Origin of the sequence: Methanothermobacter sp. DP (genome assembly GCF_026692625.1) — an archaeon.
GTDB classification, from domain to species: domain Archaea; phylum Methanobacteriota; class Methanobacteria; order Methanobacteriales; family Methanothermobacteraceae; genus Methanothermobacter; species Methanothermobacter marburgensis.
The window spans coordinates 486,701-511,130 of sequence record NZ_CP113501.1 but is presented as its reverse complement, the minus strand read 5'-3'; the positions used below and the strand labels follow the sequence as shown (position 1 = coordinate 511,130).

At 49.6% G+C, this 24,430-nt stretch carries 19 protein-coding genes and 1 pseudogene; 8 read left to right on the top strand and 12 right to left on the bottom strand.

The genetic code is table 11. The annotated features are described in order from the left end of the window. Positions 1-110: 110 nt before the first annotated feature. Together OXN82_RS02865 and OXN82_RS02860 are read left to right on the top strand one after the other, a co-directional pair. Positions 111-1,067: an SDR family oxidoreductase gene (locus OXN82_RS02865; protein WP_321211866.1), complete on the top strand. Its 957-nt coding sequence runs from the start codon at positions 111-113 to the stop codon at positions 1,065-1,067. Position 1,068: 1 nt separating this feature from the next. Continuing rightward, a complete protein-coding gene (locus OXN82_RS02860) occupies positions 1,069-2,484 on the top strand; it encodes a flippase (RefSeq protein WP_321211865.1) in 1,416 nt (471 codons plus the stop codon). Between the two features lie 48 nt (positions 2,485-2,532). Here OXN82_RS02860 and OXN82_RS02855 read toward each other — a convergent pair whose 3' ends face one another. From OXN82_RS02855 to OXN82_RS02810, 10 genes are all read right to left on the bottom strand, one after another. Continuing rightward, complete coding sequence (locus OXN82_RS02855) at positions 2,533-3,528, bottom strand: UPF0104 family protein (RefSeq protein WP_321211864.1); 996 nt, start codon at positions 3,526-3,528, stop codon at positions 2,533-2,535. 15 nt (positions 3,529-3,543) lie between these two features. Continuing rightward, positions 3,544-4,224 carry a glycosyltransferase family 2 protein gene (locus tag OXN82_RS02850; RefSeq protein ID WP_147670901.1) on the bottom strand — a complete coding sequence of 227 codons (681 nt, stop codon included), beginning with the start codon at positions 4,222-4,224 and terminating at the stop codon, positions 3,544-3,546. 30 nt (positions 4,225-4,254) lie between these two features. Continuing rightward, positions 4,255-5,442: a glycosyltransferase gene (locus OXN82_RS02845; protein WP_321211863.1), complete on the bottom strand. Its 1,188-nt coding sequence runs from the start codon at positions 5,440-5,442 to the stop codon at positions 4,255-4,257. Between the two features lie 30 nt (positions 5,443-5,472). After that, on the bottom strand, positions 5,473-6,465 hold the full coding sequence (locus OXN82_RS02840; RefSeq protein WP_321211862.1) for an SDR family NAD(P)-dependent oxidoreductase: 993 nt from the start codon (positions 6,463-6,465) through the stop codon (positions 5,473-5,475). 35 nt (positions 6,466-6,500) lie between these two features. After that, a complete protein-coding gene (locus OXN82_RS02835; protein WP_321211861.1) occupies positions 6,501-7,376 on the bottom strand; it encodes a glycosyltransferase family 2 protein in 876 nt (291 codons plus the stop codon). Positions 7,377-7,378: 2 nt separating this feature from the next. Next, entirely contained in the window at positions 7,379-8,320 is a 942-nt protein-coding gene (locus tag OXN82_RS02830; protein ID WP_321211860.1) for an NAD(P)-dependent oxidoreductase, read from the bottom strand. 188 nt (positions 8,321-8,508) lie between these two features. Beyond that, positions 8,509-10,122 (bottom strand): glycosyltransferase family 39 protein, encoded by a 1,614-nt coding sequence (locus OXN82_RS02825; RefSeq protein ID WP_321211859.1) that lies wholly within the window; start codon positions 10,120-10,122, stop codon positions 8,509-8,511. 314 nt (positions 10,123-10,436) lie between these two features. Beyond that, positions 10,437-11,369 (bottom strand): glycosyltransferase, encoded by a 933-nt coding sequence (locus tag OXN82_RS02820; protein ID WP_321211858.1) that lies wholly within the window; start codon positions 11,367-11,369, stop codon positions 10,437-10,439. 388 nt (positions 11,370-11,757) lie between these two features. Beyond that, positions 11,758-12,903, bottom strand: a complete 1,146-nt coding sequence (locus tag OXN82_RS02815; RefSeq protein ID WP_147670909.1) for a glycosyltransferase family 4 protein — start codon at positions 12,901-12,903, stop codon at positions 11,758-11,760. A gap of 30 nt (positions 12,904-12,933) precedes the next feature. Then, on the bottom strand, positions 12,934-14,031 hold the full coding sequence (locus OXN82_RS02810; protein WP_147670910.1) for a polysaccharide pyruvyl transferase family protein: 1,098 nt from the start codon (positions 14,029-14,031) through the stop codon (positions 12,934-12,936). Positions 14,032-14,409: 378 nt separating this feature from the next. Here OXN82_RS02810 and OXN82_RS02805 point away from each other — a divergent pair, with 378 nt between their 5' ends. The 5 genes and pseudogenes from OXN82_RS02805 (at position 14,410) to OXN82_RS02785 (ending at position 22,743) form a co-directional block, all read left to right on the top strand. Further along, entirely contained in the window at positions 14,410-16,518 is a 2,109-nt protein-coding gene (locus OXN82_RS02805) for a histidine kinase dimerization/phosphoacceptor domain -containing protein (RefSeq protein ID WP_147670911.1), read from the top strand. Between the two features lie 342 nt (positions 16,519-16,860). Next, on the top strand, positions 16,861-18,462 hold the full coding sequence (locus OXN82_RS02800) for a pseudomurein-binding repeat-containing protein (RefSeq protein ID WP_321211857.1): 1,602 nt from the start codon (positions 16,861-16,863) through the stop codon (positions 18,460-18,462). Between the two features lie 104 nt (positions 18,463-18,566). Further along, positions 18,567-19,653 (top strand): annotated as a pseudogene (locus OXN82_RS02795) (cation:proton antiporter); the annotation flags it as partial. After that, positions 19,645-20,244 carry an NAD-binding protein gene (locus tag OXN82_RS02790; protein ID WP_414855698.1) on the top strand — a complete coding sequence of 200 codons (600 nt, stop codon included), beginning with the start codon at positions 19,645-19,647 and terminating at the stop codon, positions 20,242-20,244. The pseudogene OXN82_RS02795 and the gene OXN82_RS02790, both read left to right, overlap by 9 nt. A gap of 315 nt (positions 20,245-20,559) precedes the next feature. Continuing rightward, positions 20,560-22,743, top strand: a complete 2,184-nt coding sequence (locus OXN82_RS02785; protein ID WP_321211854.1) for a transglutaminase domain-containing protein — start codon at positions 20,560-20,562, stop codon at positions 22,741-22,743. A gap of 64 nt (positions 22,744-22,807) precedes the next feature. Here the strand turns inward: OXN82_RS02785 and OXN82_RS02780 are convergent, their stop codons facing one another. Further along, positions 22,808-23,020, bottom strand: a complete 213-nt coding sequence (locus tag OXN82_RS02780) for an ATP-binding protein (RefSeq protein ID WP_321211853.1) — start codon at positions 23,018-23,020, stop codon at positions 22,808-22,810. Between the two features lie 26 nt (positions 23,021-23,046). After that, positions 23,047-23,406 (bottom strand): sensor histidine kinase, encoded by a 360-nt coding sequence (locus OXN82_RS02775; protein WP_321211852.1) that lies wholly within the window; start codon positions 23,404-23,406, stop codon positions 23,047-23,049. Between OXN82_RS02775 and OXN82_RS02770 the strand changes: the two genes are divergently transcribed. Continuing rightward, a complete protein-coding gene (locus tag OXN82_RS02770; protein WP_321211851.1) occupies positions 23,357-24,418 on the top strand; it encodes a D-glucuronyl C5-epimerase family protein in 1,062 nt (353 codons plus the stop codon). The two genes, OXN82_RS02775 and OXN82_RS02770, sit on opposite strands and share 50 nt — an antisense overlap. Positions 24,419-24,430 lie beyond the last annotated feature (12 nt).

Sequence of the window (24,430 nt, the reverse complement as noted above, 5' to 3'; positions counted from 1 at the left end):
ACATCCACCGAACACCTAAATTATGAGTCTTATCTACCATGCGATCTGACAATGATCATAACATGGATGGATGTAAAAGTTGACTTAATAGTACTGGACAGGGATAAAATATGAGAGATATGGATGTAGCTGTAACAGGAGGACTTGGATTCATAGGTTCACACCTCACAGACGAACTCCTTGATAGGGGGAACCGGGTCACTGTAATCGATGACCTCTCAACAGGGAGAATTGATAACCTGAGTAATCCCCACCATGATGACCTTGAAATCATCAGGGGAAGCATCAATGAACTGGACCTTGAGGCGGTATTTCAGGGTAAGGACTATGTCTTCCACCAGGCGGCCCTCGCCAGTGTCCCTGAAAGTGTGAGGGACCCCCTCAGGTGTCACCGGGTAAATGCCACCGGGACCCTCAGGGTACTCATGGCATCCTGCAGGGCAGGGGTCAGGAAGGTTGTGAACGCCTCAACCTCCGCGGTCTACGGGAACAACCCCGAAATGCCCCTCTCTGAGGACGCAAGGCCCATGCCCCTATCACCCTATGCTGTGTCAAAGGTCGCGGGGGAGTACTACTGCCAGGTCTTTGAGGATTACGGTCTCAGCACGGTTTCACTGAGGTACTTCAATGTCTATGGCCCCCGTCAGAGGCCTGACTCACAGTACGCCGCTGTCATCCCAAGGTTCATCGACTCCCTCCTAAGGGGGAGGTCACCTGAAATCTACGGTGATGGGGAGCAGAGCCGTGACTTCATATACGTTGGGGATGTTGTAAGGGTCAACATCCACCTTGCAGAGTCCCCTGAATCAGGGATCTACAATGTGGCCGGTGGAACTTCAGTTACAGTTAACAGACTCTTTGATATAATCTCCGGAATCCTTGAGGCAGATGTAGAGCCAGAGTACCTTGATGAGAGGCCCGGGGATGTGCGCCACTCCCTTGCAGACACATCACGGCTCGTTTCAGCCGGTTTCAGACCGGAAGTTGGACTTAAGGATGGTCTCATGAGGACCGTTGAGTGGTTCAGGGAAAGACTTCAGAGCGGGAATAAGGTGATCAGGGATTGAAATGAGCCAGGTGAGAACCCTTGCAAGGAACACCCTTTTCCTTCTCCTGGCAACGGTCTTCACAAACGTGGCGGCCTTTGTATGGAATGTCTACCTTGCAAGATACCTTGGAACCGCCGGTTTCGGTATACTCTCAACCGCCCTCGCACTTACAGGAATATTCAGTATACTGGCTGATCTGGGCATCGGGACCTACCTCACCCGTGAGATTGCCAGGGACCCCACAGGGGCGGGGGAGCTTGTGGCTGCAGGTCTTGGTAACCGTATCATCTTATCATGCATCGTATTTCTGATGATACTGCTCCTGCCACTCACAGGCCTCTACCACGGCACCTCAGTCGCTGTAATCATCATCATAGCATGTTACATGCTTATGAGCTCCTTTAGCTCATTCTTTAACAGCTTATTCCAGGGCCTCCAGAGGATGGAGTATCAGACCATATGGAACATCCTCAACAGCCTCTTTATACTCCTGGGTGTCCTCGCCGTTGTCTGGCTCGGGGGTAATGTGGTCCATGTTGCAGTGGCCTACCTGGTTGCAGCCATCCTTTCGCTGCTGTACTCCATTACCATCTTCACCAGGCGTTTCTTCACACCGGGTTTAAGTTTCAGCCGTGAAATGATCATGGAGGCCATTCCCTTTGGCATAACAAGTGTCTTCTCCATGATATACTTCTGGATAGACTCTGTGATGCTCTCACTCATTAAGGGTGATGTCTCGGTGGGTCTCTACAATGCACCCTACAGGCTACTCACGGTGATCGTATCACTCTACAGTGTCTACACTGCGGCGGTATTTCCTGTGATGTCCCGGTTCCACGTTGAAAGTGAGGATTCGCTGCGCTTCACCTACAGGAGATCCATCAAGTACCTCGTAATCATCGCATTACCCATAATATTCATGGTATTTGCCCTTGCAGTGCCTATTATAGAGCTGATCTTCTCTGCCAAGTACCTTGAATCTGTAGCGGCCCTCAGGGTACTCATAACCGCAACCGCCTTCATGTTTGTAAACGGTGTGACCTCCAGCCTCCTTGGGTCAGTCAACAGGCAGACAACCGTCACAAAGATCACAGGGACTGCTGCCATATTCAACGTGATTCTGAACCTCATACTGATCCCCAGATTCGACTTCATGGGTGCTAGCGCTGCCACAGTGATCACGGAGGTCTTCATGACCATACTCTTCCTCATCGCAGTGCGGAAACTCGGTTTCGGCCCATCATGGAGGGACCTCCATGCTGCCTGGAGGATCCTCCTGCCGGCCTCAGTTTCAATCGTACTGCTTCTAACACCCATCAGCATAACAATCATGGCCCCCCTGGCCCTGGGTGCATATATCGCAGGGATACTCATTACCGGGGCCCTGGACTCTGTGGACAGGGATATATTGAGGTCAATCATCAGGGAGAGGTAATAGGAAAGTCCAGACCAAAGTCAATATAGACCAAACCCACCATAAAGGTCATGACCTGATGTCAAGGACATATGACCTCACCTCATCAAATATCTCCCCTGCATAGAATGATGAGAGTATAGCTCCAAGTACTGTGACTGTCCAGAATGATATTATACGGTCCAAAAGGGCTACACTGCCTGCCATGACCTCTGAAACACCGAATATTACAAATAAACCTGTCATAGAGACCTCCATGGAGCCCATACCTCCGGGGAGGGCGGAGAGTATACCAACAAGGTTTGCCAGGAGAAATATTATTATAACCGCTGAGAATGCAATCTCCACCCTGAAGGCCATGAAGACCAGGTAGAGCCTGAGGCACTCCATGAACCAGGAGAGGAGTGAGAGGATGAATATTAAACCCATGGATCTGAAATTTGAGTAGGACCTCGTGTAACCTATCATCCCCCTGATACCTGCTGTCAGACGCGTGTAGAGGTTTTCAAGTATCTCCTCAGAGATGGGCAGTCTCTCCATGACCCTGTGCATCCTGCGGTATATCCTCAATCCCTTCTCCTCCCTCCAGTTAAAAATGTAGATAAGATAGGTTATAAGGACCGAGAGGAAAGCGCCGAAAAGGGCCAGTATCCTTATCACAGGGACCATCACGGCAGCCATGAGAAGCAGAGCCCCCCCTATCCCGAGGTCAAAGAATCTCTCGGTTAACCCTGCTGATAAACCCTCAGAGAGCTCTATGCCATTCAACTTTTTACCTGCAACTGCATTCATAACCTCACCGGCGCTTCTCATGGGACTGAGGTTACCTGCAAAGAGACCTATGGTCTTTACCTTGAAATTGACACCCATTCTGCGGGGCTGACCTATTATGAAGCCCCACCTGAGGCTTCTGACAGCCACAACTGCCAGGTGGATGAGTAGAGCAATGGCTATGATCCTCCAGTCAGCCATGGAGGCTGCCCTGATGATCCTGAAGGGTCCAATCCATATTATCAGGCAAATTATGAGGAGGATGCTCAGTGCAAGGATGTAAATCCTCTTCATTGGATACACCGCATGTCATGTTCTAACAGCAGAGAATCTCCTGAGGAAGAGCCTCAAAATGAATCTGATGTACCTCAGCACATCCCCAGCTCCTATGTAGGACTTCTCATCACCGTAGGTGCAGTTTATCGGGACCTCAGCTATCCTCAATCTGTGCCTTGAGGTCTTACATATCGCCTCTGATTCATAAACGTAGTCGTTGTGAGGTATGTTAAGTATCAGGTGGGCGCATCTGGCTGATATGGCCCTGAAGCCGCTCTGGCTATCTGTTATTTCATACCCGGTGGCCATCCTCAGTATCCACGTTGTTATCCTGTTTGATAGCTGCCTGTGGAGGGGCATGCTGTCATGTTTATTCCCAAGGAACCTTGATCCTATTATGAAGTCGCCACCATTGACCGCAGATGCGAGTTGAGGTATCAGGGAGGGGTCATGCTGGCCGTCGGCATCCATGAAGACAATGACGTCATAGTCACCTTCAAGTGCCGCCCTTATACCTGTCTTCAGGGCCGCCCCCTTCCCGAGGTTTTCAGGGTGCCTTATGACCCTTGCACCTGCAGCCTCACCCAGTTCTGCTGTTCCGTCTGTGCTGCCATCATCAACGAGGATCACATCACCATGTTCAAGGGCGCCCCTCACAACTGACTCAACGGCCCTCTCCTCATTGAAGGCGGGTATCACAGTAACTATCCTCATAAAGCATCCCTGCATTGTGACCAGCAGATTCTAATTATCATTCTCCAGAAGTTCCTGGAGTATAACCTCAAATCTGTCGGTTATGGTCTCCCAGTCATTGGACTCTACAAAGCGCCTTCCCATCTGGCCCTCCTCCCTGAGCCTGTCTGCAAGTTCCACTGCAACCTCAAGGGTCTCCTCAGGCCTCTCTATGTAGTGGATTCCGTTGCCCTCCCCGAACTCCATGTATATGCCCGGGAGCCTTGTGGCTATGACGGGCTTTGCCATTGCAAGGTACTCGTAGAGCTTTATGGGGACTATGTCCTGCATTATCTCCTCATCAATGTGGGCCGGGAGTATGCAGATGTCAGAGGCCGCCAAAAATTCAGGTATATCATTGTAGGGCTGTCTTCCAGTCAGTATGAGGCTATCGAGGTTGTTCTCATCCCTTATACCTTTGAGGTCATCATATGCATCCCCATCCCCAACGACCATCAGCTTCACGTTGGGGTATTCCTCGCGCCTCTCAGCCATTGCAGCTGCAAGCTCCCTGAGACCTGAAAAGTTGTAGAGGAAACCCATGAAGAAGAGGAGGATGTCATCATCCCCCACACCGTACCTATCCCTTATGCGTGAACCGTCAAGGTCAGGGTCGAATTCTGCAAGGTCTATGCCAGCGTCTATGACCTCTGTCCTCCCTGCCCCCAACTCCAGTGCCAGCTGGTCGAGCTTCCGGTTTATGGTGAGGACAAGGTCAGACCTCTGGATGGTCTTCCTCATGAGCATCCTGCCAAGACCCTGGAAGGCCCTCTCGGGTATCAGGGTGTATAGCACGTCGATGAGGTAATAGACGAAGGGTATCCCCCTCCTCCTAGCCTCAATGGATGCTATGAAGGAGTTTATGAGACCAAATCCCACTAGGATATCAGGTTTGAACTCCTTTATCTGCCTCCGTATCTCCCTGCCATGGCTGAATGGTATTGAGAGGTAGTCCAGTAACGGGGCCTTGATGTGAGCGGGTCTTATCACATCCACACCGGCATCCTCTCTGACCTTGTGGACCCCCCTGTAGACCCTCCTGGGGTTCATCAGGCCATCAGGGTCATCCTTCCTCCAGTCGATGGGGTAATCTATGACCCTCACATCATGGCCCCTTGCAGATAACCTGTCAAAGAGGTGGTGCTGCTGGTGAGGATTCCTCTCCAGCCAGTCTGATTCCTGTACGACCAGTATCCTCATGTGATCATCCATTAAGAGAAGTTTGGTAAATCAGAACTCCGCGCTCTTCACTATGAGGTCCCAGTTATCGGTGAACCACCGGTGGGTCCGCTCAAGTCCCTCCCTGAAGGACACCTGGGGCTCATAATCCAGGAGTCTTCTGGCCTTGTCTATTGATGATAGGAGTCTTGTCTTGGCGTCCCAGTCCCTCCGCGGCCTGTAGACAACACCCGCAGGGTTTTCTGTTAGCTCGTTTATGATGCTCGCCATCTCAATAACCTGGTGCTCGGTACCTGATCCCAGGTTAATGGCCTCGCCTATGGCCTTCCTCCTCACACCCATGGCCATGAGTCCCCTGACTATGTCCTCCACGAATGTCCAGTCCCTGGTCTCTGAGCCGTCCCCTGTTATGGGTAATGGCTGCTGGTTCATGGCCCAGTAGAAGAAGTTGGGTATCACGTTGCGGTACCTTCCCGGCACCTCACCGGGCCCGAAGACATTGAAGAACCTTGCATTGACGATGGGCATATCATAGAGGTTGTGGAAGTAGTTGGTGTAGAGCTCTCCCAGGAGCTTGGTAACCTGGTAGGGTGTGTGGAGTGATATTGAGATGTCATGTTCCTCAAAGGGTATCCTTGAGTCAAGGCCATAGACACCGCATCCTGATGATGAGTAAACGAACCGCTCAACACCCACAAGCTGTGCATACTCAAGTACCTTCAGTATGCCGAGTCCATTGACCAGCAGGTCCTTTTCAGGGTTGTCGACACTGTTCTGGTTGGCGAAGTGGGCGGCGAGGTGGAAGACGTGCTCTGGCCTCTCCTTGAATACACGTTTCAGGACCTCGTCGTCCAGTATGTCTCCTCTAACGAATTCTATGTTATCATGTTCAGGAATGTTCCATTCATAGCTCGATGAGAGGTTGTCGAGTATGATCACACGGGCTCCTGCCTCTGCAAGGCGCGCTGAGAGGTTGCTTCCAACACATCCTGCTCCACCCGTTACAAGAATACATTTACCATCATAAGCTCTGAATTCATCCATAATAATCACCTTCCATTAACATTATCTGTCTTCAGTCACCTTCCATAGTGGATTATCATCCGCCTCATGGAATCCAGGATTATGCCGGTGAAGATGAAGAATGTCCCGAAGAGGGTAAGCATCACAGCCACTATTGTGGGACCCATATTCACACTTGCACCGTTTATGTAGTCCCTTATGAACATCAAACTGAGTATTGCCCCTGCAACCCCTATTATGAGGCCGGGGAGTGTGAAGTAGTAGAGGGGGCGCTTGAGTTCAAGGTCCCCTATGATCTTGAGGAGCACCGAGACACCGTGGCTTATGGGGTTCCTTGTGGATCCATCCACATCATACCTCACGCCGACCTCAACCTCAACTATCCTAAGGCCGGCCTCTGCAGCGTCTGCAAGCATCTCACTTTCAACCACGAAACCCGGGTCCCTGAACCTGAAGTGGGGTATGCTGCTTGATGAGAATGCCCTGAAACCGCTCTGGGTATCGGTTATATCCAGGCCAGTTGATATGTTGGTGGTCCTGTCAAGTATCCTCTGGCCGACCCTCCGGTATCTGGGGGTGTTCCGGTCCCTCCCATGGAGGTAGCGGCTTCCATTAACAACGTCGGCCTCCCCCCTCAGTATGGGTTCAACGAGTTTGGGTATCTCGGCCGGGTTGTGCTGGGCGTCAGCGTCGAGGGTGACTATTATATCTGCATCTGCCGCCTCAAATCCTGTTTTGAGGGCTGCTCCTTTGCCCATATTCCTGTGGTGCCTTATGACCCTTGCACCCGCCATCTCAGCCACGTGGGCTGTTCTGTCGGAGGATCCGTCATCAACCACTATAACCTCATCAACATGCTCCCCTGTTAGCAGCACAACCGAGCCGATGGCCACCTCCTCATTGAAGGCAGGGATGACTGCGACTATCCTCATTTTCAGTCCTCTATCCTGTAGTACCACTTCATCCATTCAACGGTGCGCCTGATACCATCCTCAGGGGGCACCCTGGGGTCGTGTTTGAGGTCCCTGATGGCCTTTGAGAAATCCATGGTCTTCACCTTTGTTGTGAATGGCTCTGAATCTCTGTAGGTAACTATGGAATCATCTATCCCAACTGCCTCAAGGACCATGTCGGAGTACTCCTTGATATCATGTTCCCATTCGGTACGCCCACCAACATTGTAGACCTCCCCCGGGATGAAGTTGTCCACGATATTTGCGAAGGTCCTCACAGAGTCCTCCACGTAGTCTATTATCCTTTTATGACCCTTATAGACCGTGTAGGGCTTTCTGTGCAGTGCATGATAGATGAATATGGGTATGAATCCCTTGTAGGGTGAGTACTTCTCATGGGGACCGTAGCAGTTCACGGGTCTCACACGGACTGTCTCTGTGCCGAACATCTCTGCAGAGTTCATGCACATGAGTTCACCGGCCCACTTGGTTATGGCATAGTCGTTCATCTGGTAGGTATCGCTGATGGGGTTTTTGACCATGACATCCTCACTCATCACTCCACTGTAGTCCCCATAGACCTCTGCAGAGGAGAAGAATATCATTCTGAAGCCCAGTTTCTCCTGCATCCGCAGCATGTGCTTTGTACCTATCACGTTGGTCTTCCAGAGGTTCTCATAGTAGTCCTCGCCGTTCCAGCGGCCATACTCAGCCGCCAGGTGGTAGACGTAGTCGAATCTGTCATCCTCAAAGATCCTTTCAACCTGCCTGTACTCCCTCACATCGGCCCTCATGTAGTCCTCGCGTTCTGTGTGCATGAGGTCAACCGCCAGGACCTCGTGGCCCCTGTTCCTGAGTTCATTGACAAGGTTTGTGCCTATGAATCCGGCGCCACCGGTTACGAGTATTCTCTGAGTTTCCATATCAGCATCACTCCATATTATCTCAGTAATCACCTTTTAGAATAAGGTTCAACCTAACATGATGTCCTGATGAACCAATGACATGGATCTTCTTCAGGCCTCAAACATCCATGCCCTCCTTTTTAACTCAAACTAATATTAATTCGCAGCATATAAATATTTCAATGTGGATGTGCTCCCGCCATGTCCTATGAGATCCTCTCAGCAATGGAGACCCCATCCCTTGAATAGATGACCCTGTACCCTGAGGGGATCTCTGTTTTACCGGTCGAGAATATGTAGTAGTATGGTTTAAGTTCATAGAAGTACCTGAGGCTCATTTCCCGCATCTGATGGTGGATTATCCTTGTGAAGACGTAGTGATTCATGTACCATGTGAAGGCAGGACCCCTGTCGGAGGCTATAACCCTGTCCCTGTATGATGGGTCATGGTCCATGAGCCAGGCGGCTGCCTCCTTCTCAGCCTTAACTGTACCATCCTCATGGGGCATCCCCGCAGTGTAATGGAGTGCCGATGAGACCATCAGTATTGCGATGGCGGCAGAGAGAATGGTTGAAGCCCTCATGGATCTGATTGAAGCTGACAGCTGGTTCACTGAGAGGGATATTGAGTAGGCGAGGGGTGGCAGGACAGTTATGATGTACCTGTCAACCTTTACCGGATGGAAGCTGTGCATGTAGAGGTAGGCCAGGAACCAGACCGCCATTGCAAGGTTCAGGTCGATGTTATCAGTCTCCCCCCTCATCCACAGGATTGAAAGCGCCCATATGAGTATGAGGACCTCACTCAGTGCAAATGATAGTCTTCCAAAGGCTACTATGAGTACTGCGGATATTAAAATGAATAATATCTTCCTTTCAGAGTTATGAATGGATATCAGGTCCCTGTTCCTCCATATGAGTGCGATCAGTCCTGCTGCTATGATGGCCAGTATTATGAATCCTGTGACTGTCGGTCCGGAATAGGACGGATTTATCACTCCCAGGTAATAGGATGGTGAGGGTATGGCTGAGATGTACTCTGGAAGGTGCCTGAGGTAGTAAAGGGTGTCGGTACTGTAGCCAGGGTTTAGGGAGGTGGCTGAACCTGTGACTGTGGATGATAACTGTTTCGTGAAGGGCAGGGGTGTTCTGGTGTAACTGTAGAATAAGTAGCCGAATGGGATGTAGAGTAGGACTCCCAGCACGATCCCCTTACCTATATCCGGCAGCTTTGATCTGAGGGATGGATCAGTCAGTATTATGACTGCCAGGGGGAGGAGCATGAGACCAGATGTGTACCTTGTGAGGAATGCAGCCATTGAAACCGGAAAGGCAAGGTAGTAGAACCGGCTGTCATGCCTCCTTGCAAGGAGTGCAAGATAAACCGCCCATATGGACAGTGCCATTGCAGGAACATCCAGGGCTCCGGTTGCTGCCCATGCCAGGATCAGACTGAAGGATGCCAGTGAGATGGCGCCTGCCAGGCTCTCCATTTCACTGAACCTCAGGCGCAGCAGAAGGTACATGCCGCTGATTCCAAGAACATAGAAGGCTGCTGCAGCTGCAAATACTGTTCTCTCACCGGTGAAGCCCAGCCTGAACAGGATTGACAGGATGGCAGGGAAGAATGGGGGAAGGTAGAGGGCATCCCCGGGGCCCAGATGAGCCATCTTCATGGCATTGTTAACATAGAGGAATATGTCCATGTAGTAGATTCCTATGTCTGTCTGTAGCTGGAACAATTTAAGGGCCATGAACAATGTAAAGGCCAGTAAAACCGTGTATATTATGATATCCATCTTTTTAGTCTTTGATATCATGTGAAACGCCCCATATGGACCCTGTGTATCAGATGTCCTGTAAATTTTATAGGATCATGTCCTGAGAACCGTCCTTCATAAACTTCATTGCTACCCTCTATAGATCTGTCATAGGTATAAATAAATATCATTCAAACCCCCAGAGATTTGGTGTAAACACAGCTAAGAACATATAAATGCTAAATATCATTCAAACCCCCAGAGATTCAATCACATTTTTTAAATCCTGCTTCATTTTTTCCATGCTGAACTCCTCTTCAGCCATCCTCCTGGCATTTTCACCCATCCTTACAAGTTCATCCTCTGGTAGGGATTTAAACGTTTCTACCCCTCAAAAGGTTTTCAGGTCTGTTGTCATCAACGACAATGCCACATTCATATTTTCTAACCAGATCTGCAGCATCCCCCACGTCAGTTGTTAATATGGGTCTGCCCATGGCTGCATATTCAGCGAATTTTGTTGGAGCAGCGACTTCAGCAGATTTATGTGGTGGCCTTGGAAGAACCAGGACATCACAGGCCCCATAGTAATATTTAACTTCATCAAAGGGGACCCTTGGCAGGTATAATTCATTATGGGATCTCACCGTGTTTCTTGAGAACCCCACATAAAGAAACTGAAGGTCATCATCATCAATACGCCTGCCTGTTTCAATGAGATTATCCACACCCTGCCATTTACTATCAGCACCGATGTATCCAAATGTTAACCTGTTCTCCAGACCCAGATCTGACTTCACCCTATCTGTTTCCTCCTCATCCAGGGGGCTGAAGAGATCCAGATCCGTGGCGTTGGTTACATAGTACAGCTTTCTACCTGGAATCCCCCTTTCCCTTAGATCCTCCATCATTGAACTGGAGACACAGATTATCCTGTCAGCAGCCCGGAAGCTCAGTGAAGAAACGATGCTATAATAAATTTTACTCAGAATACCCGGCTCATACAATTCCCTTTCACTTATAAGATCCCCATGATTATCCAGTACAATGGGAATCCCCCTTATCCTCGATAGGGATGATATGAAGGCTGAAGGCGCCAGGTTACAGAAAAGCAGATCGTAACTATCGCGTGAAATATTAATAAGGTGCTTGAGATGAACAGTGATGGGAGAAACCCTCATGACCGAGTACTTAAAGGGTGGTTCAAATGACAGCTCATGTCTGCTGTAGAAACTGTAAAAGCATAATTCAACTTCATGCCCCAGCGAAGACAGAATTTCCGCCTGCCTCTTTATCCGCATCCACATTGAAGAATTTTCATCAGGTGTTCCGATGATAACACTTAAAATCCTCATTATATCACAGTTCTAACCTTTTACTGGTAGGGGAGTCACATACATCAGAGATGTATTAGCTTGATGATCAATCAAACATAAGCCAAAGGGGTTAATAAAGTTTACAGAAACCTGGGTGGACGGCACATTTAATCCAAACCAGATCATCTAACAGTCATTGTCTATAAATGACAGGATGACACTGAAATAAACAGCCATGGGGGATTCATATCCCGCTGATCCCCATCCATTCAGATTAAAGGCTCTGTACCCTAAAAGTGACCTGTGAACTGATGGATATGCACTCCATTTACTGGCAGGAGGTCGTGTTTCCAACATGGCAAGGGCTATTAATAGCATTTCATGATTCATAGATGCGCATGTGTTCCTCCACGCAGCGTTCAAGTGAAAATTTTTCCACGAGCCTCCTTGAGGCCCTCCCCATGGATGCCCTCAGGTCCTGGTTAAGGGAGAGTTCAATTATCCTCTCAGCCAGTTGATCCTGAGAAGCCGGGGACACCAGGAATCCATTCTCACCCTCAATGACCTGTTCATCCACTGCACCCACATCTGTCGCGATTACCGGTTTACCCATGGCCATGGCCTCCAGAATTGATATGGGAGTTCCCTCAGCAATTGAAGGAAGCACAAAGATGTCAGAGGCTGCGAGCAACTCAGGTATGTCCTCCCTCCTACCCAGGAATTTCACCGCATCCTTAATTTCAAGTGAACTCACCATCTCCCTGAGTTTGCGGTAATATTCCCCCTGGCTTTCAGGAACATCACCCACCACAAGTAATCTGAAATCCCTCACAGATTTCAAAACCGATGGAACAGCCTTCAGGAGGTACTCATACCCCTTGATGGGATTTATATTGGCAATGCAGACTGCTACAGTATCTGATGGAGACAGTCCAATGGATTCTCTGATATGATCACGTCTATCACTGTAAAGTGACGGTCTGAATCTTTCAAGGTCAACTGGTTCATATATGACTGTGTACCTATCACCCTCCGAGAGATAGTATGTGGCAAGTCCCTCGGCAATCACAACAATTTCGTCGGCGATGAACCTCACAATGGGCATCATGATCCCCAGAACCACTGGAGGGTAGAGGGAACTCATAAGGTGCCACACAACCTTCCTTCTGCAGATGAATCCTGCCACAGCAGCCTGGAAGTTCAGAACACCATTCACATGAACCACATCTGCACGGGTCCTCCTTATTATCATTATCATCTGAATGACAGTTAGTGGAACGCTCAGGACCCATATCAAATTCTTAATTACATCACCAAATCCCCTGAACTCCCTGAGGCCCGGCATGAAGAACCCCTCAAATTCAAGACCATGAGTCCTTACGTATTCCTCCAGGGGATTATCATGCCCTGATGGTGCGCATACCACAGTCTCCACTCCCCTAGCAAGAAGTTTCTCAGCAACCGAAACAACCCTAACCTGGGGTCCGCCGATATAATTCTGCATAACAACGTTAATAACCCTCATCGGAGCACCTCAGATATCTGAATGGTAGCATCAGCGACCCTCCAAGGGCAAATCATCAGATAATGACGGGAATTCCCCTCTGATCTCTGAAGCCCTCCTGGCTGCCATGTAATCCTCAGGATTTCTGTAAAGATCCTCCACCCTCCCTGAGAGTTCCCCGTTGCAAACGTCATCCAGATCTATGATTGCATTCCTCCCGAAACCCGCATCCTCCACAAGCGCCCTGTTTTTAGCTGCATACTCAACTATAATTTCAGGCACATCATTCAGATATGCAAAGAGGGCTGCATGGAACTTCATGGCCACGAATGCATCACATGATGCCACAGCAGCAATGGTTTCGCGTGGATCAGGTCTGTAGTCCTCCACACGGACCCTATCATCGTTAACCTCCCTGGCTATCCTCATTGATATCCTCCTATCATCATTGGGTTCCCTCCCATTGAATATGAAGAGCCTGGCGGTGTTTTCATCGTCCAGTGCCAGCCAGCTGCGTATTGCATCGGCAAAGGCCCTCACCAGGAGTTCATCCTTCTTTTCATCCCCCCCATATATCCTGAAGTAGGGCATGGCTGAGACTCCAAGCAATCCCCTCTTTCTCCTCCTTTTTTCATATTTAAGAAAGAATGACAGATCATGAGAGAGTTCAGCCCTCTCATTAACTCCCATTTCAGAGAGCACCCTCATGGAATTTGAATCCCTTACAACTATTTTACTGGCAAGTCTACAGGTGTTCTTAATTAGAAATTTGCTCCACCGGTGAACGGGTCTCTCAATACCAACTCCCATGAAGTAAACTCTTTTACGCGTTAATCTTGCAGTCAGTGTCATGATCAATATCTGAGCCAGCCTCATGATCCTTGAGGATGTCTTTCCATAATCAAAGAAGTGTGTCCCCCCTCCAAGTATAACCATGGAGGACCTCAAAAATGCCATCAGAAGTGCTGGTGATATTCCCGGTGGTACGATCCTCACATCCAGGTCGCCGGGCAGAAAGGGTTCTGATGCTGCTGTTATATTGAATCTCACATCGCTGAGTGTCTCCTTGAGTCCATCGAGGAGTGAATAAAGCATCGCATCGTCTCCCGTGTTATTCCATCCATAGTATCCCATCACAAGTACATCCATATCAATCCATCCTCCAAATCAGAAGCGGGACCCGATCTATATCAACGATATTACCTTGGCTGTAGGTGTTAATGTGCATTAACCTTGAGGTCGGTTGAAATCAGGGCTCCCTGTGCTGTGGTCAGGGCTCTCACCTGATACTTTCAGCGACTTCATTGAACTGTATTGCCGGCACCAATATTTAATTAACTGAAAAGCCCAGAGCTATTGTTAGGTAACCATGATATACCAGTATACCTAACTGAAAAGCCCAGAGCTATTGTTAGGTAACCATGATATACCAGTATACCTAACTGAAAAGCGTAAAGCTATTGTTAGGTAACCATGATATACCAGTATACCACCTCATTTTATGTATACCTTGAGTGATGTGGGAGGATGAACATCTACATAACCCTATCTGTACTGGCATCGGTATTGTACCTTACCGTGGGAATCTATCCCCTCACTGAAAGAAGGAGTAATCTTGAGTGGATCTTTCTTCTCATAGCCATTACAATGGCAATATGGTCCATCACATCCGCCCTCATCTACGCCACCAAATCCATCATGCATGCAACCATTCTTTACATGCTCTCAGGTATTGCCTGGATCCTCATGCCCGCCCTTTTCCTGAACTTTGCCCTTGTGCTCTCTGCGGATGAGGAAAGGATCCATAAGTTCACGGTGCTGACAGTAATCCCGCCCCTTATATTAATTTACATACTCCTCATGGGATCCCTCATCAAACCCCTGAACATCCATGGCCCCCTATCATGGGCAGGGAGCATCCGAATATTCCCTGAAATATACATGGTCAGCTACTTCACCGTCGCCGTCTCCATGATATGGAACCATGCAAGGAGGGCGCCCTCCCAACGTGAGAGGCAGATGTCAACTCTTATATTCCTCTCATCATCCTTCAGCATCATTGCAGGTTGGATCCTGAGCTCATTCATCACCTCCACCAGTCCACAGACCACCAATGCCCTGGGCCAGATTGTGGGGATGATGGGATCCGCTGGTATATGCCACGCAATAATCAATTACCGGCCGGTTACCATGAGCCCATCCCTTGCAGGGGAGAGCATAATAGATAAGGTCACAGACCTGGTCATCCTCCTGGATGCTGATGGAAGGGTGATCTGCCTCAACCACCGGGCGAAGAAGGAACTGGGGATGGACTCTGCAGTGGACTGGAGGGAGATCGTTGCACCCGAACACCATGAGACCATTGAGGTAGAATTCAGGGACATAACTGCGAGGGCCTCATACTCCAGTGGAGACTACCATCACAGGCCATTATCCATCAATTACATGAGGCGGGATGGTGATCGGCTCCCTGTGAAACTGTTCATCTCACTCATAAGGGAGGGCGCAGATACCGTTGGTTATTCCCTGGTGGCCCAGGACCTCCGCCACACCATCAGGTTGAGGGACCGGATAGAGGAAACAGAGAAATCCGAGAAACTTACCAGGATGCGCCTGCATGAGTTCAGGACACTCAACGAGGCTATAGTCATGATAAACCACAGTAACAGCCCCGAGGAACTCTTCAGGAATATCATGAGCCTTGTAAACGAGCACCTTGGCCTCTCAAAGGGTTCTATCTACCTCCTGAGGGATGGGGTCCCATGGCCCATGGGTGATGGTTTCAGGGTTGATGACCCTGAGGGTATCCTGGCGGACCTTGAGGATGGTGTGGCTGTGAGGGATGATATGATAGCTGTTCCACTGAGGCACGATGATAGAAACCTGGGTTTCCTTGCCATCATGAACGGCCATGAACCTGATGAGTATGAGCTGAGGTTTCTTGAGACCCTGGGTGGTGAGGCCGCCTCAACACTGAAGAGGATATTCTATGAGAGGAGGCTCATTGAGTCCATTGAGGAGAAGGAGCTGCTCCTCCGGGAGATACACCACAGGGTCAAGAACAACCTTCAGGTGATATCAAGTCTCCTGAACCTTCAGAGCAGTTACATTGATGACCCTGAAATCAGGGGTGTGCTGAGGGACAGCCAGGGGCGTATCATGAGCATGTCAATGATACATGAAAAGCTCTACCGTTCAGGAAACCTCATAGATATCGATGTGAGGAGTTACATTGAGGGTCTTGTAAGGAACATTATGTTCTCCTACATGAAACCGGAGCAGAGTGTGGATCTAATATTTGAGATTGATGACATCAACCTCAACGTTGACACCATAATGCCCCTGGGCCTCATCGTGAATGAGCTTGTGACAAACGCCTTGAAGTATGCATTCCCTGATGGTGAAGGTGAGGTGCGTGTTTCACTGAGCCGTGAAGGCGAAGGATTCCTCCTTACGGTTGCCGATAACGGTGTGGGCCTCCCTGATGACTTCAATCTGGATGATCTCAAGAGCCTTGGAATGCTCCTCGTGAGGAATCTGACTGATCAGCTTAATGGTGAGCTGGATTACAGTTCAGACAGTGGAACCGAGTTCAGGGTGAGGTTCTCAGAGATACAGTACCGGAAGAGATTCTAATGTTCAGGAAAGGGATCCTCAGGATACATTGACGGTTTTTCTTACTACATGAGCCCAAGGGGGTCCCGATCGCTTTTCTTAACTCATAACCTGAAAGCAGAGTATAGGCTTAACCTGCTTAGCCTGAAAATAGAGGGATCAAAAATTCATGGATCACCTGCAGACGCAGACGCCTCCCAGACTCCAAAGGGAATGTTATAAAATAGAGGGATCAAATTCATTGAAATCACAGCTGATCATACGCGAAAGGATCACAATTTATAAATAAAATCAGGGACAGAGATATGGTTGCAGGATTCCGTCCTGCATTCTGGAGGCGATAGTATATCCCGTGGTATGCAAATGCTGTGCATGCTGCTATTTGTATGCATGGTGTTACTCAATACCGGAGAGATCTATGCCCAGAACACACAAGGTGAAGAAGCACTGCTTCCTGATAACATGACAGTACAGACCTTCAGTACAGTGATGGAGTCAGACTCCACAGTTGCAGAGGTTAATGCAAGTTCAGGGGATGAGAGAACTCTGGACTCTGCAGCGGGCCCATCAGTTTCAAGGGCCGATGTTGAGGACGCCGCAGTCCGTGTCAATGCCTTCATTGCGAAGAACAGGCGTCTACCCCTCACCGTGGAGGTGGGGAATGTGAAGGTTAACATGGCACAGCTACTGCAGCTTGAAGCACAGTACGTCCTCAACAGGACACCCACAGTGAACCAGGTACAGGTACCGTCAGCAACATCCGGAACCGTGCTCAAAGGCTCAATTTACCTGAAGGACTACCTTGAAGTTGCAGGCAGAGTGCTCCAGAGTGGAGGCGCGCCTGGATACATCAGCTTCAGGAACCAGAGGATAGGATTCCAATCACTTGTGTGGCTATTTGCAAGGGCAATTAATTTTAAAGTGACAAATCAACGCCTTCCAAATTACATCAGACTTGACACACTGAATTCTGTAAAGTCATCCACCCCTGCCAGTAACAATTCCGGCAGCAGCGATGCTGCCAGTGGCAACTCAGGGTTCACAAGGGAACAGATACTTTCCGCGGCCAGATCACTGAAGATGTACATTGACCAGAATCAGAGCCTACCCGGGTATGTGCAGGTGTCAAACCAGAGGCTTGGTATAGCCCAGTTCCTGCATCTAATGGTTAAATGCCTCAACCAGATAAATCTGGGGAAGAACACCCCTATAACACCGGTTAACGCCGGTGAGGCAGCAAACCCTGCAGGGGATGCGACAGGTACCATAAAAAGGGATGAGTACCTGAGGATTGCATCCGTGGTTCAGGGGTTCATTGAAAGGAACCAGAGAGCCCCGAACTATGCAGGTTCAGGTAAAGGTAGAATCTCGTATGAGAGCCTTGTATACTCAGTTTCAAGGATTCTGAGCTTCTATAGCAGCAACAGGAGACTTCCAAATACTGTGACCGTGACAAAGCTGGCGTCCTCACTGAAAAACCGGCCAGAGAACGACCCCTACATGGGCGAGAGTACCTGGAAGTACCTTTCATCATCGGCCAACTGTCCTGTGGATAACGAGAAGATAAAGTCCCTTGCAGCGAGCATTACCAGTGGACTCACATCAACATTTTCAAGGGCATCGGCCATCTTCTGCTGGGTGCGTGACAATGTGAACTACAGCTTCTACTACAACACAAGGTACGGTGCCCTGGGTACACTTCAGAACAGGACAGCCAACTGTGTGGACCATTCACACCTCCTTGTGGCCCTTGCAAGGGCTTCAGGGATCCCTGCAAGGTACGTCCATGGAACCTGTAACTTCACATCAGGGAACACCTATGGTCATGTGTGGGCCCAGCTCCTTGTTGGCGATACATGGTACGCTGCAGATGCAACGAGCTCAAGAAACAGCCTTGGAATTGTAAACAACTGGAACACTTCCAGCGCAGTGATAAAGGGCATATACGCGAGTTTACCATTTTAAGGGTTAAAAACCCTTATTTCTTTTTTTAAACATTAAAGGATCCACCAGCCAAAAAAATCCCCATTTCAATTTATTAATTAAGACTTATAGATTAAGTGCAGATTATGGATAAGAACAGGGTCATCATAGAAAAGGGTGTTATCATGGAGGTTCCACTAATCAGGGAAATAGTCATCATATTCAGCCTTGCGCTGATCGTCCTCATTGTGCTGAACCGGGCTAAACTTCCAACCATACTGGGATTCTTTGTAACAGGGGTCATAGCCGGCCCCTCGGTCCTTGGCCTCATATCCTCTGGCAGCATAGAGAGCCTCGCAGAACTCGGTGTCATACTCCTGCTCTTCACCATTGGACTCGAAATGTCCCCTGAGAGGTTCGGTGAATTCAGGAAGACCGCCCTCATCGGGGGTACACTGCAGATAGGACTCACAGTACTGATGGTGGCATTCCTCACACTGATACTTGGATTGAGCCCTGGAAAGGCGGTATTCATGGGTTTTCTCATCGCCCTGAGCAGTACAGCGGTTGTACTGAAGGTCCTCCAGGACCTCCATGAGACAGAGACACCCCACGGCCAGGCCTCCCTTGCCATACTCATATTCCAGGACGTGGCGGCGGTGCCCATGATACTCACCATACCATTCCTTTCAGGGGCCGGTGGTTCGACACCCCTTCACACCCTGCTTACAGGTGGCGCGGTCCTCCTTGGAACCTTCCTCTCTGCCAGGTGGATCGTCCCGAGGCTCTTTGATGTCGTTGCAGCCACAAAGAGCAGGGAGATATTCCTCCTCACCGTGATACTCGTATGTGCATCTGTAACCTGGCTCACAGGGAGTGCAGGGTTATCACCGGCACTTGGGGCCTTCCTCGCAGGCCTCATCGTTGCAAATACAGACTACGCCCACAGGGCCCAGGGGACCATACTGCCATTCCAGGGAGGTCTTTCTGAGTTTCTTCTTTGTATCCCTGGGGATGCTCCTTGATGTTGGGTTCTTTATCAAGCATCTGCCCCTCATCATCCTTGCACTCATTGGTGTTATGATGATAAAGCTTGCCCTCAACAGCTTCGTGGGCTTCATCATGGGGTTCTCAGCAAGGGTTGTGGTGCTAACCGGGGTTGTCCTTGCACAGATAGGTGAGTTCTCATTCATACTCTCTGAGTCAGGGCTCAGGTACGGCCTCATGGACCGCTTCACATTCCAGGCCTTCCTCTCGGTTTCACTCATAACCATGGCCCTCACCCCCTTCCTCATATCCCTTTCACCCAGGATCTCAGAGAGGATCATCCAGGCGGATATCCATCCCAGGATAAAGAACGGTAGAAGGTACCGTAAACCTGAGGTCAACCTTGAGGACCACCTTATCATCATTGGTATGGGCATAACCGGGAGGAGGCTTGCAGAGACCTCTGAGGACCACGGCATACCCTACATAGGCATAGACGTTAACCCTGAAACCGTCAAGAGGGCCCGGGATGAGGGCCTCAACGTATACTATGGGGACGGCACCCACGTGGGTGTCCTCAGGCACTTCAATGTCCCGGAAGCCGCAGTTATGGTGGTGGCCATTGCAGACTACCGTTCAACGGTCCACGCGATCCATGAGGCCAGGGCACTGAATGAGAGGATGAAGATAATCGCTCGTATAAGGGGATTCGAGAATACAGAGAATTTATACACTGCAGGGGCAGATGTCGTTGTCTCAGAGAAACGTGAAGCAACAGAGAGAATATCAGGGGAGATATTCAGCTGCTACAGTGGTGTCTGTGAACTTGAGGAGTGAGCACCCCTTGGAAGGTGCTCGGATCAATCCATGCACCCGCTGGAGGCACCACAGTGACTTCCTGTGGGATTTACAGACAATTCCATGGGGACCATGGGTTCATGCACCCGAAAATACGCCCTCTTTAGAGCTCTAAAGTTGAATCGGGGCCTTCATATCTGTCCCCCAGTTAATCACGTCGTGCTCAGACCACACCGGTGCATGGCCCAGAAAAAAAGACGTCATAGTGTTTATTTTGATTTAAAAGGCTCTAATATTGTTTTTTTCCTGATTTTAGACCACAATATTTATATACAATGCAGTTTTTAAGAGTGTATGTGGGGTTTCCGAAACCCCAGTGGAGGCGGTAAAATTTCGGGAAAACTGAATCTACTAATAGCCCTAGTTATGGTGCTATCATTTCTGGGCTCAAATGTAGCAGGTGCCGTTGAGATATCAGATAACGGGACACTCAATGGGACAGAAGCCAGCAATAACATGACATTAACGGAAAGTGACAGCCAGACATCAAATGATACAGGTAACCGGACATCCACCCAGACAGAGGAAACAGACGCACCCCATGGGGCCATCTGGGTTAAGGCCTACGATATGGGGAGGGTGAACCTCACAGAACTCAAAAAGATGGGTATAAAGGATGTCTTCCTTGAGCAGCTAGCCTTCAATGACGCAAGGTTCAGCAGGAACCTCACCTCGTTCCTCGGCAATGCATCAGAGCAGGGGATACGGGTGAGCGCCTGGGTGATCTGCCTCAAGGATGCCAGTGGAAAATGGGTTGACCCAACCGGAAGATACGCCTACAATGTTACAAAGACACAGAAGGTCACAGTAAAGGAGCCATACAGGTACTACTACACAGTAACAGTGAAGAAGGCCTACACAGGGTATGTGAAACAGAAGTACAAGGTATGGTACAGGTACGGCGGTAAACTGAAATACACCTGGAAGTACCGCTACGTTAAAAAGACATACTACAGGTACGTTAAGGAGACAAGGTACACCATAAAGTACCGTACAGTTACAAAAACTGTTAAGACCACCGAAACAGTGTACAGCTACAACAGGACCTACGCAGAGAACTTCATAGATAACCTGACAAAGCGCGCCCTCTCCTACATCAGTGTACCTGGCGTTGGCGGGGTGCACCTGGACTACATCAGATATCCGGGAAACGCCTACCAGGTCCCCAATTCCACAGAGACAATAACAGGAATCGTGAAGAAAATAAGTGAAGCCATAAAATCAGTGAACCCCGACCTGCTCCTATCAGCGGCGATGATGCCAGAGAAGGCCTCAAACGCCTACTACTATGGACAGGACTACACAAAGCTTGCAGAGTACCTTGACGTACTGGTGCCCATGGCCTACAGGGGCGAATACAAGACAGGAACATCATGGATAGGGAATGTGACGGCCTACATCAAGAGCAAAAGCCTCAACGCCCGGGTCTGGACTGGACTTCAGACCTACCGGTCAGACAATGATGTGACACCAGTACCTGCAGATGAACTCAGGGCCGACATAAACGCGGTTCTGAGTGGAGGTGCAGACGGATATGCCCTCTTCAGGTACGGCCTGATAGACAGGGATTTTCTGGGTGGAACACCATCCGCAACCACAATGCCCTCTGCCGCCAATTCAGTAACCGCAGAGATGTTAAGGGATGCCGCCAGCAGGTTCAAGAGTTTTGTGGAGTCAAACTACAGGCTCCCCAGTTACGTGAGTATAGATGGAGTTCAGATCAAAAACTCTGAGTTCCTCTACCTGCTGGCAGGGTTTCTCACAGGAGCTGACCTGGAAATCAGGTCATTCAATGAGGGATCAAACACAACCCTAGTGGCAGCAGGGACAATTCAGAGGGACGGCTACCTTAGAATTGCATCGGAAGTCTGGAACTACATGTCAGCAAACGGCAGGGCTCCATCCAGCATATCCTCCAGTGCAGGGAGTCTGAGCTTCAATACAATGGTTTATCTGCTATCAAAGGTCGTTGCATTTGAGGGTGCAAACGGAAGGCTACCCGACAACGTGGCCATCGACAGTTCAATTTTCAGGGGAAAGTACCTTGCATCATCAGCCAACTGTCCTGTTTACAACCAGGAGATAAGGTCCCTTGCAGCTAGCATAACAAAGGGTCTTTCATCGACACTGCAGAAGGCAACAGCCATATTCAACTGGGTGCGTGACCATATAGACTACAGCTTCTACTACAATACAAGGTACGGTGCCACCGGTACGCTGAAAACCAGGACCGGGAACTGTGTGGATATAACCCACCTCCTTGTGGCCCTCTCAAGGGCTTCAGGTATAGAGGCGAGGTACGTCCATGCAACCTGCACATTCCTCTCTGGTAACAGCTACGGTCATGTCTGGGCCCAGTTATACGTGAATGGGCAGTGGGTAAACGCCGATGCATCAAGCAACATGAACTCCCTTGGAGTTATAAGGAACTGGAAGAGTGCAACCATAAAGGGCTACTATGCAGAACTACCATTCTGAAAAAACCAATTATTTATTTCTTTTTATTTATCAGCTGATTATCAGGTTCCATGAACCCCAGGGGCTAGATTCTACGGGCATACTCAAGCTCCCTGAACCTCAGTGATACCACAGTCCCATTATCAGAGATTATCTCAAATTCCCCGTCAAGCTGATCAGCAAGGGCCCTCATGAGGGATAAACCCACTGTACCCTCAGGGACCTCACCCATACCCCTACCATCATCCTCAACTGTGAGGTGCATCACATCACCTGGATCAATACTTACACGTATCATGCCCCTACCATCAGGGAACGCATGCCTTATGGAGTTGGTGACGGCCTCATTGATGAACAGGCCAGGGGTATTGCGGTCTCAAGGTTCAGCCTCACATCGGCATCCACCTCAAAGTCCACCCCGTAGACCGAATGGGCGCTTATCAGCCTCTCAATCAGCCTGGTTATGAAGTAGGACATGAGAACACCTGAGAAGTCGCCACTGTCATAGAGGGTCTCATGGATGATTGCCATCGCCCTCACCCGGCTCTGGGCATCCATCAGGACCTGGCGGGTATCCTCATCTGCATTCATTGCCTGGATGTTCAGGAGGCTCACTATGATCTGGAGGTTGTTCTTGACCCGGTGGTGCACCTCACTTAGGAGGGCGTCCCTCTCCCTCCTCAAGGGGGCGGTTAAAAATAACACGCAAATAAGGAACCACCTCTATACACGCTACACCTCAACAGGTGATAGGAGGTACTACCAGGCATACGTAGATGCAGGTTACGCCGTTAAAGTCTTCTCAGGCATCAAGAGTAAGAGGCCCCTCAGGAGTGATGAGAAGATAGTTGAAATCAAAACCATACAGGCAAATAACGCCTACTTCTCAAGGAGCCTGCCGCCGGCAAAGAGTTACACGGCAATCGTATTCGGCAACACCACCTCATACTACAGGAACTTCCCATCAGACTATGAGAGCAGCCTGCCCTTCATGTACTACAAATATAAGGGCTGGAACCCGTACCCTGTCATAGCATCAAACCTTGCAGGTGCAAGCAACCAGACCAGATTCCTTGAGGTACTCGATGAGCAGAAACTCATGGTGAGCTTCAGAACATACCAGGGTATGCGCTTCGCGGTATTCCCCATGTACTTCGAATACTCTGGCTCGGCGCCTGGGTGGCTTGACAGTTTCGCCCAGGGAAACCTCGCAGGCCACTATGCCCGGGCATACAGACTCACAGGTAACAGGGAGTACCTGGACATCTCAGATTCACTGATAAACAGTTTCCAGGCCCCAACAGGTCTCATGAAATATACACGTTACGGTTACTTCTACCTGCACTACAACTTCCTGAGGCAGCACTACATCCTCAACGCCCACCTGATCTGCACACTGGGACTCCACAACGCATACACCCAAACAGGGAACACAAGGGCACACTGGCTGTTCAGGGCAGGCGTATCAACGTTCAGGAAGATGAACTGGAGGTTTGACAGCGGCAGGTGGACGTATTATGCTTTGAGCGGCCCATACTACAAACCGGCGTGGCTCACCAGTGAGGGCTACCACCGGCTCCATGTACAGCTTGCAAACAGGGTCTGGAAGGCAACAGGGGACAGCTACTACCGCAGCATTGCCTTAAGGTGGAACACTTACCTCAAAAGGAAGGGACTCAGACCCGAGAGGATATGAAACACATCCTCT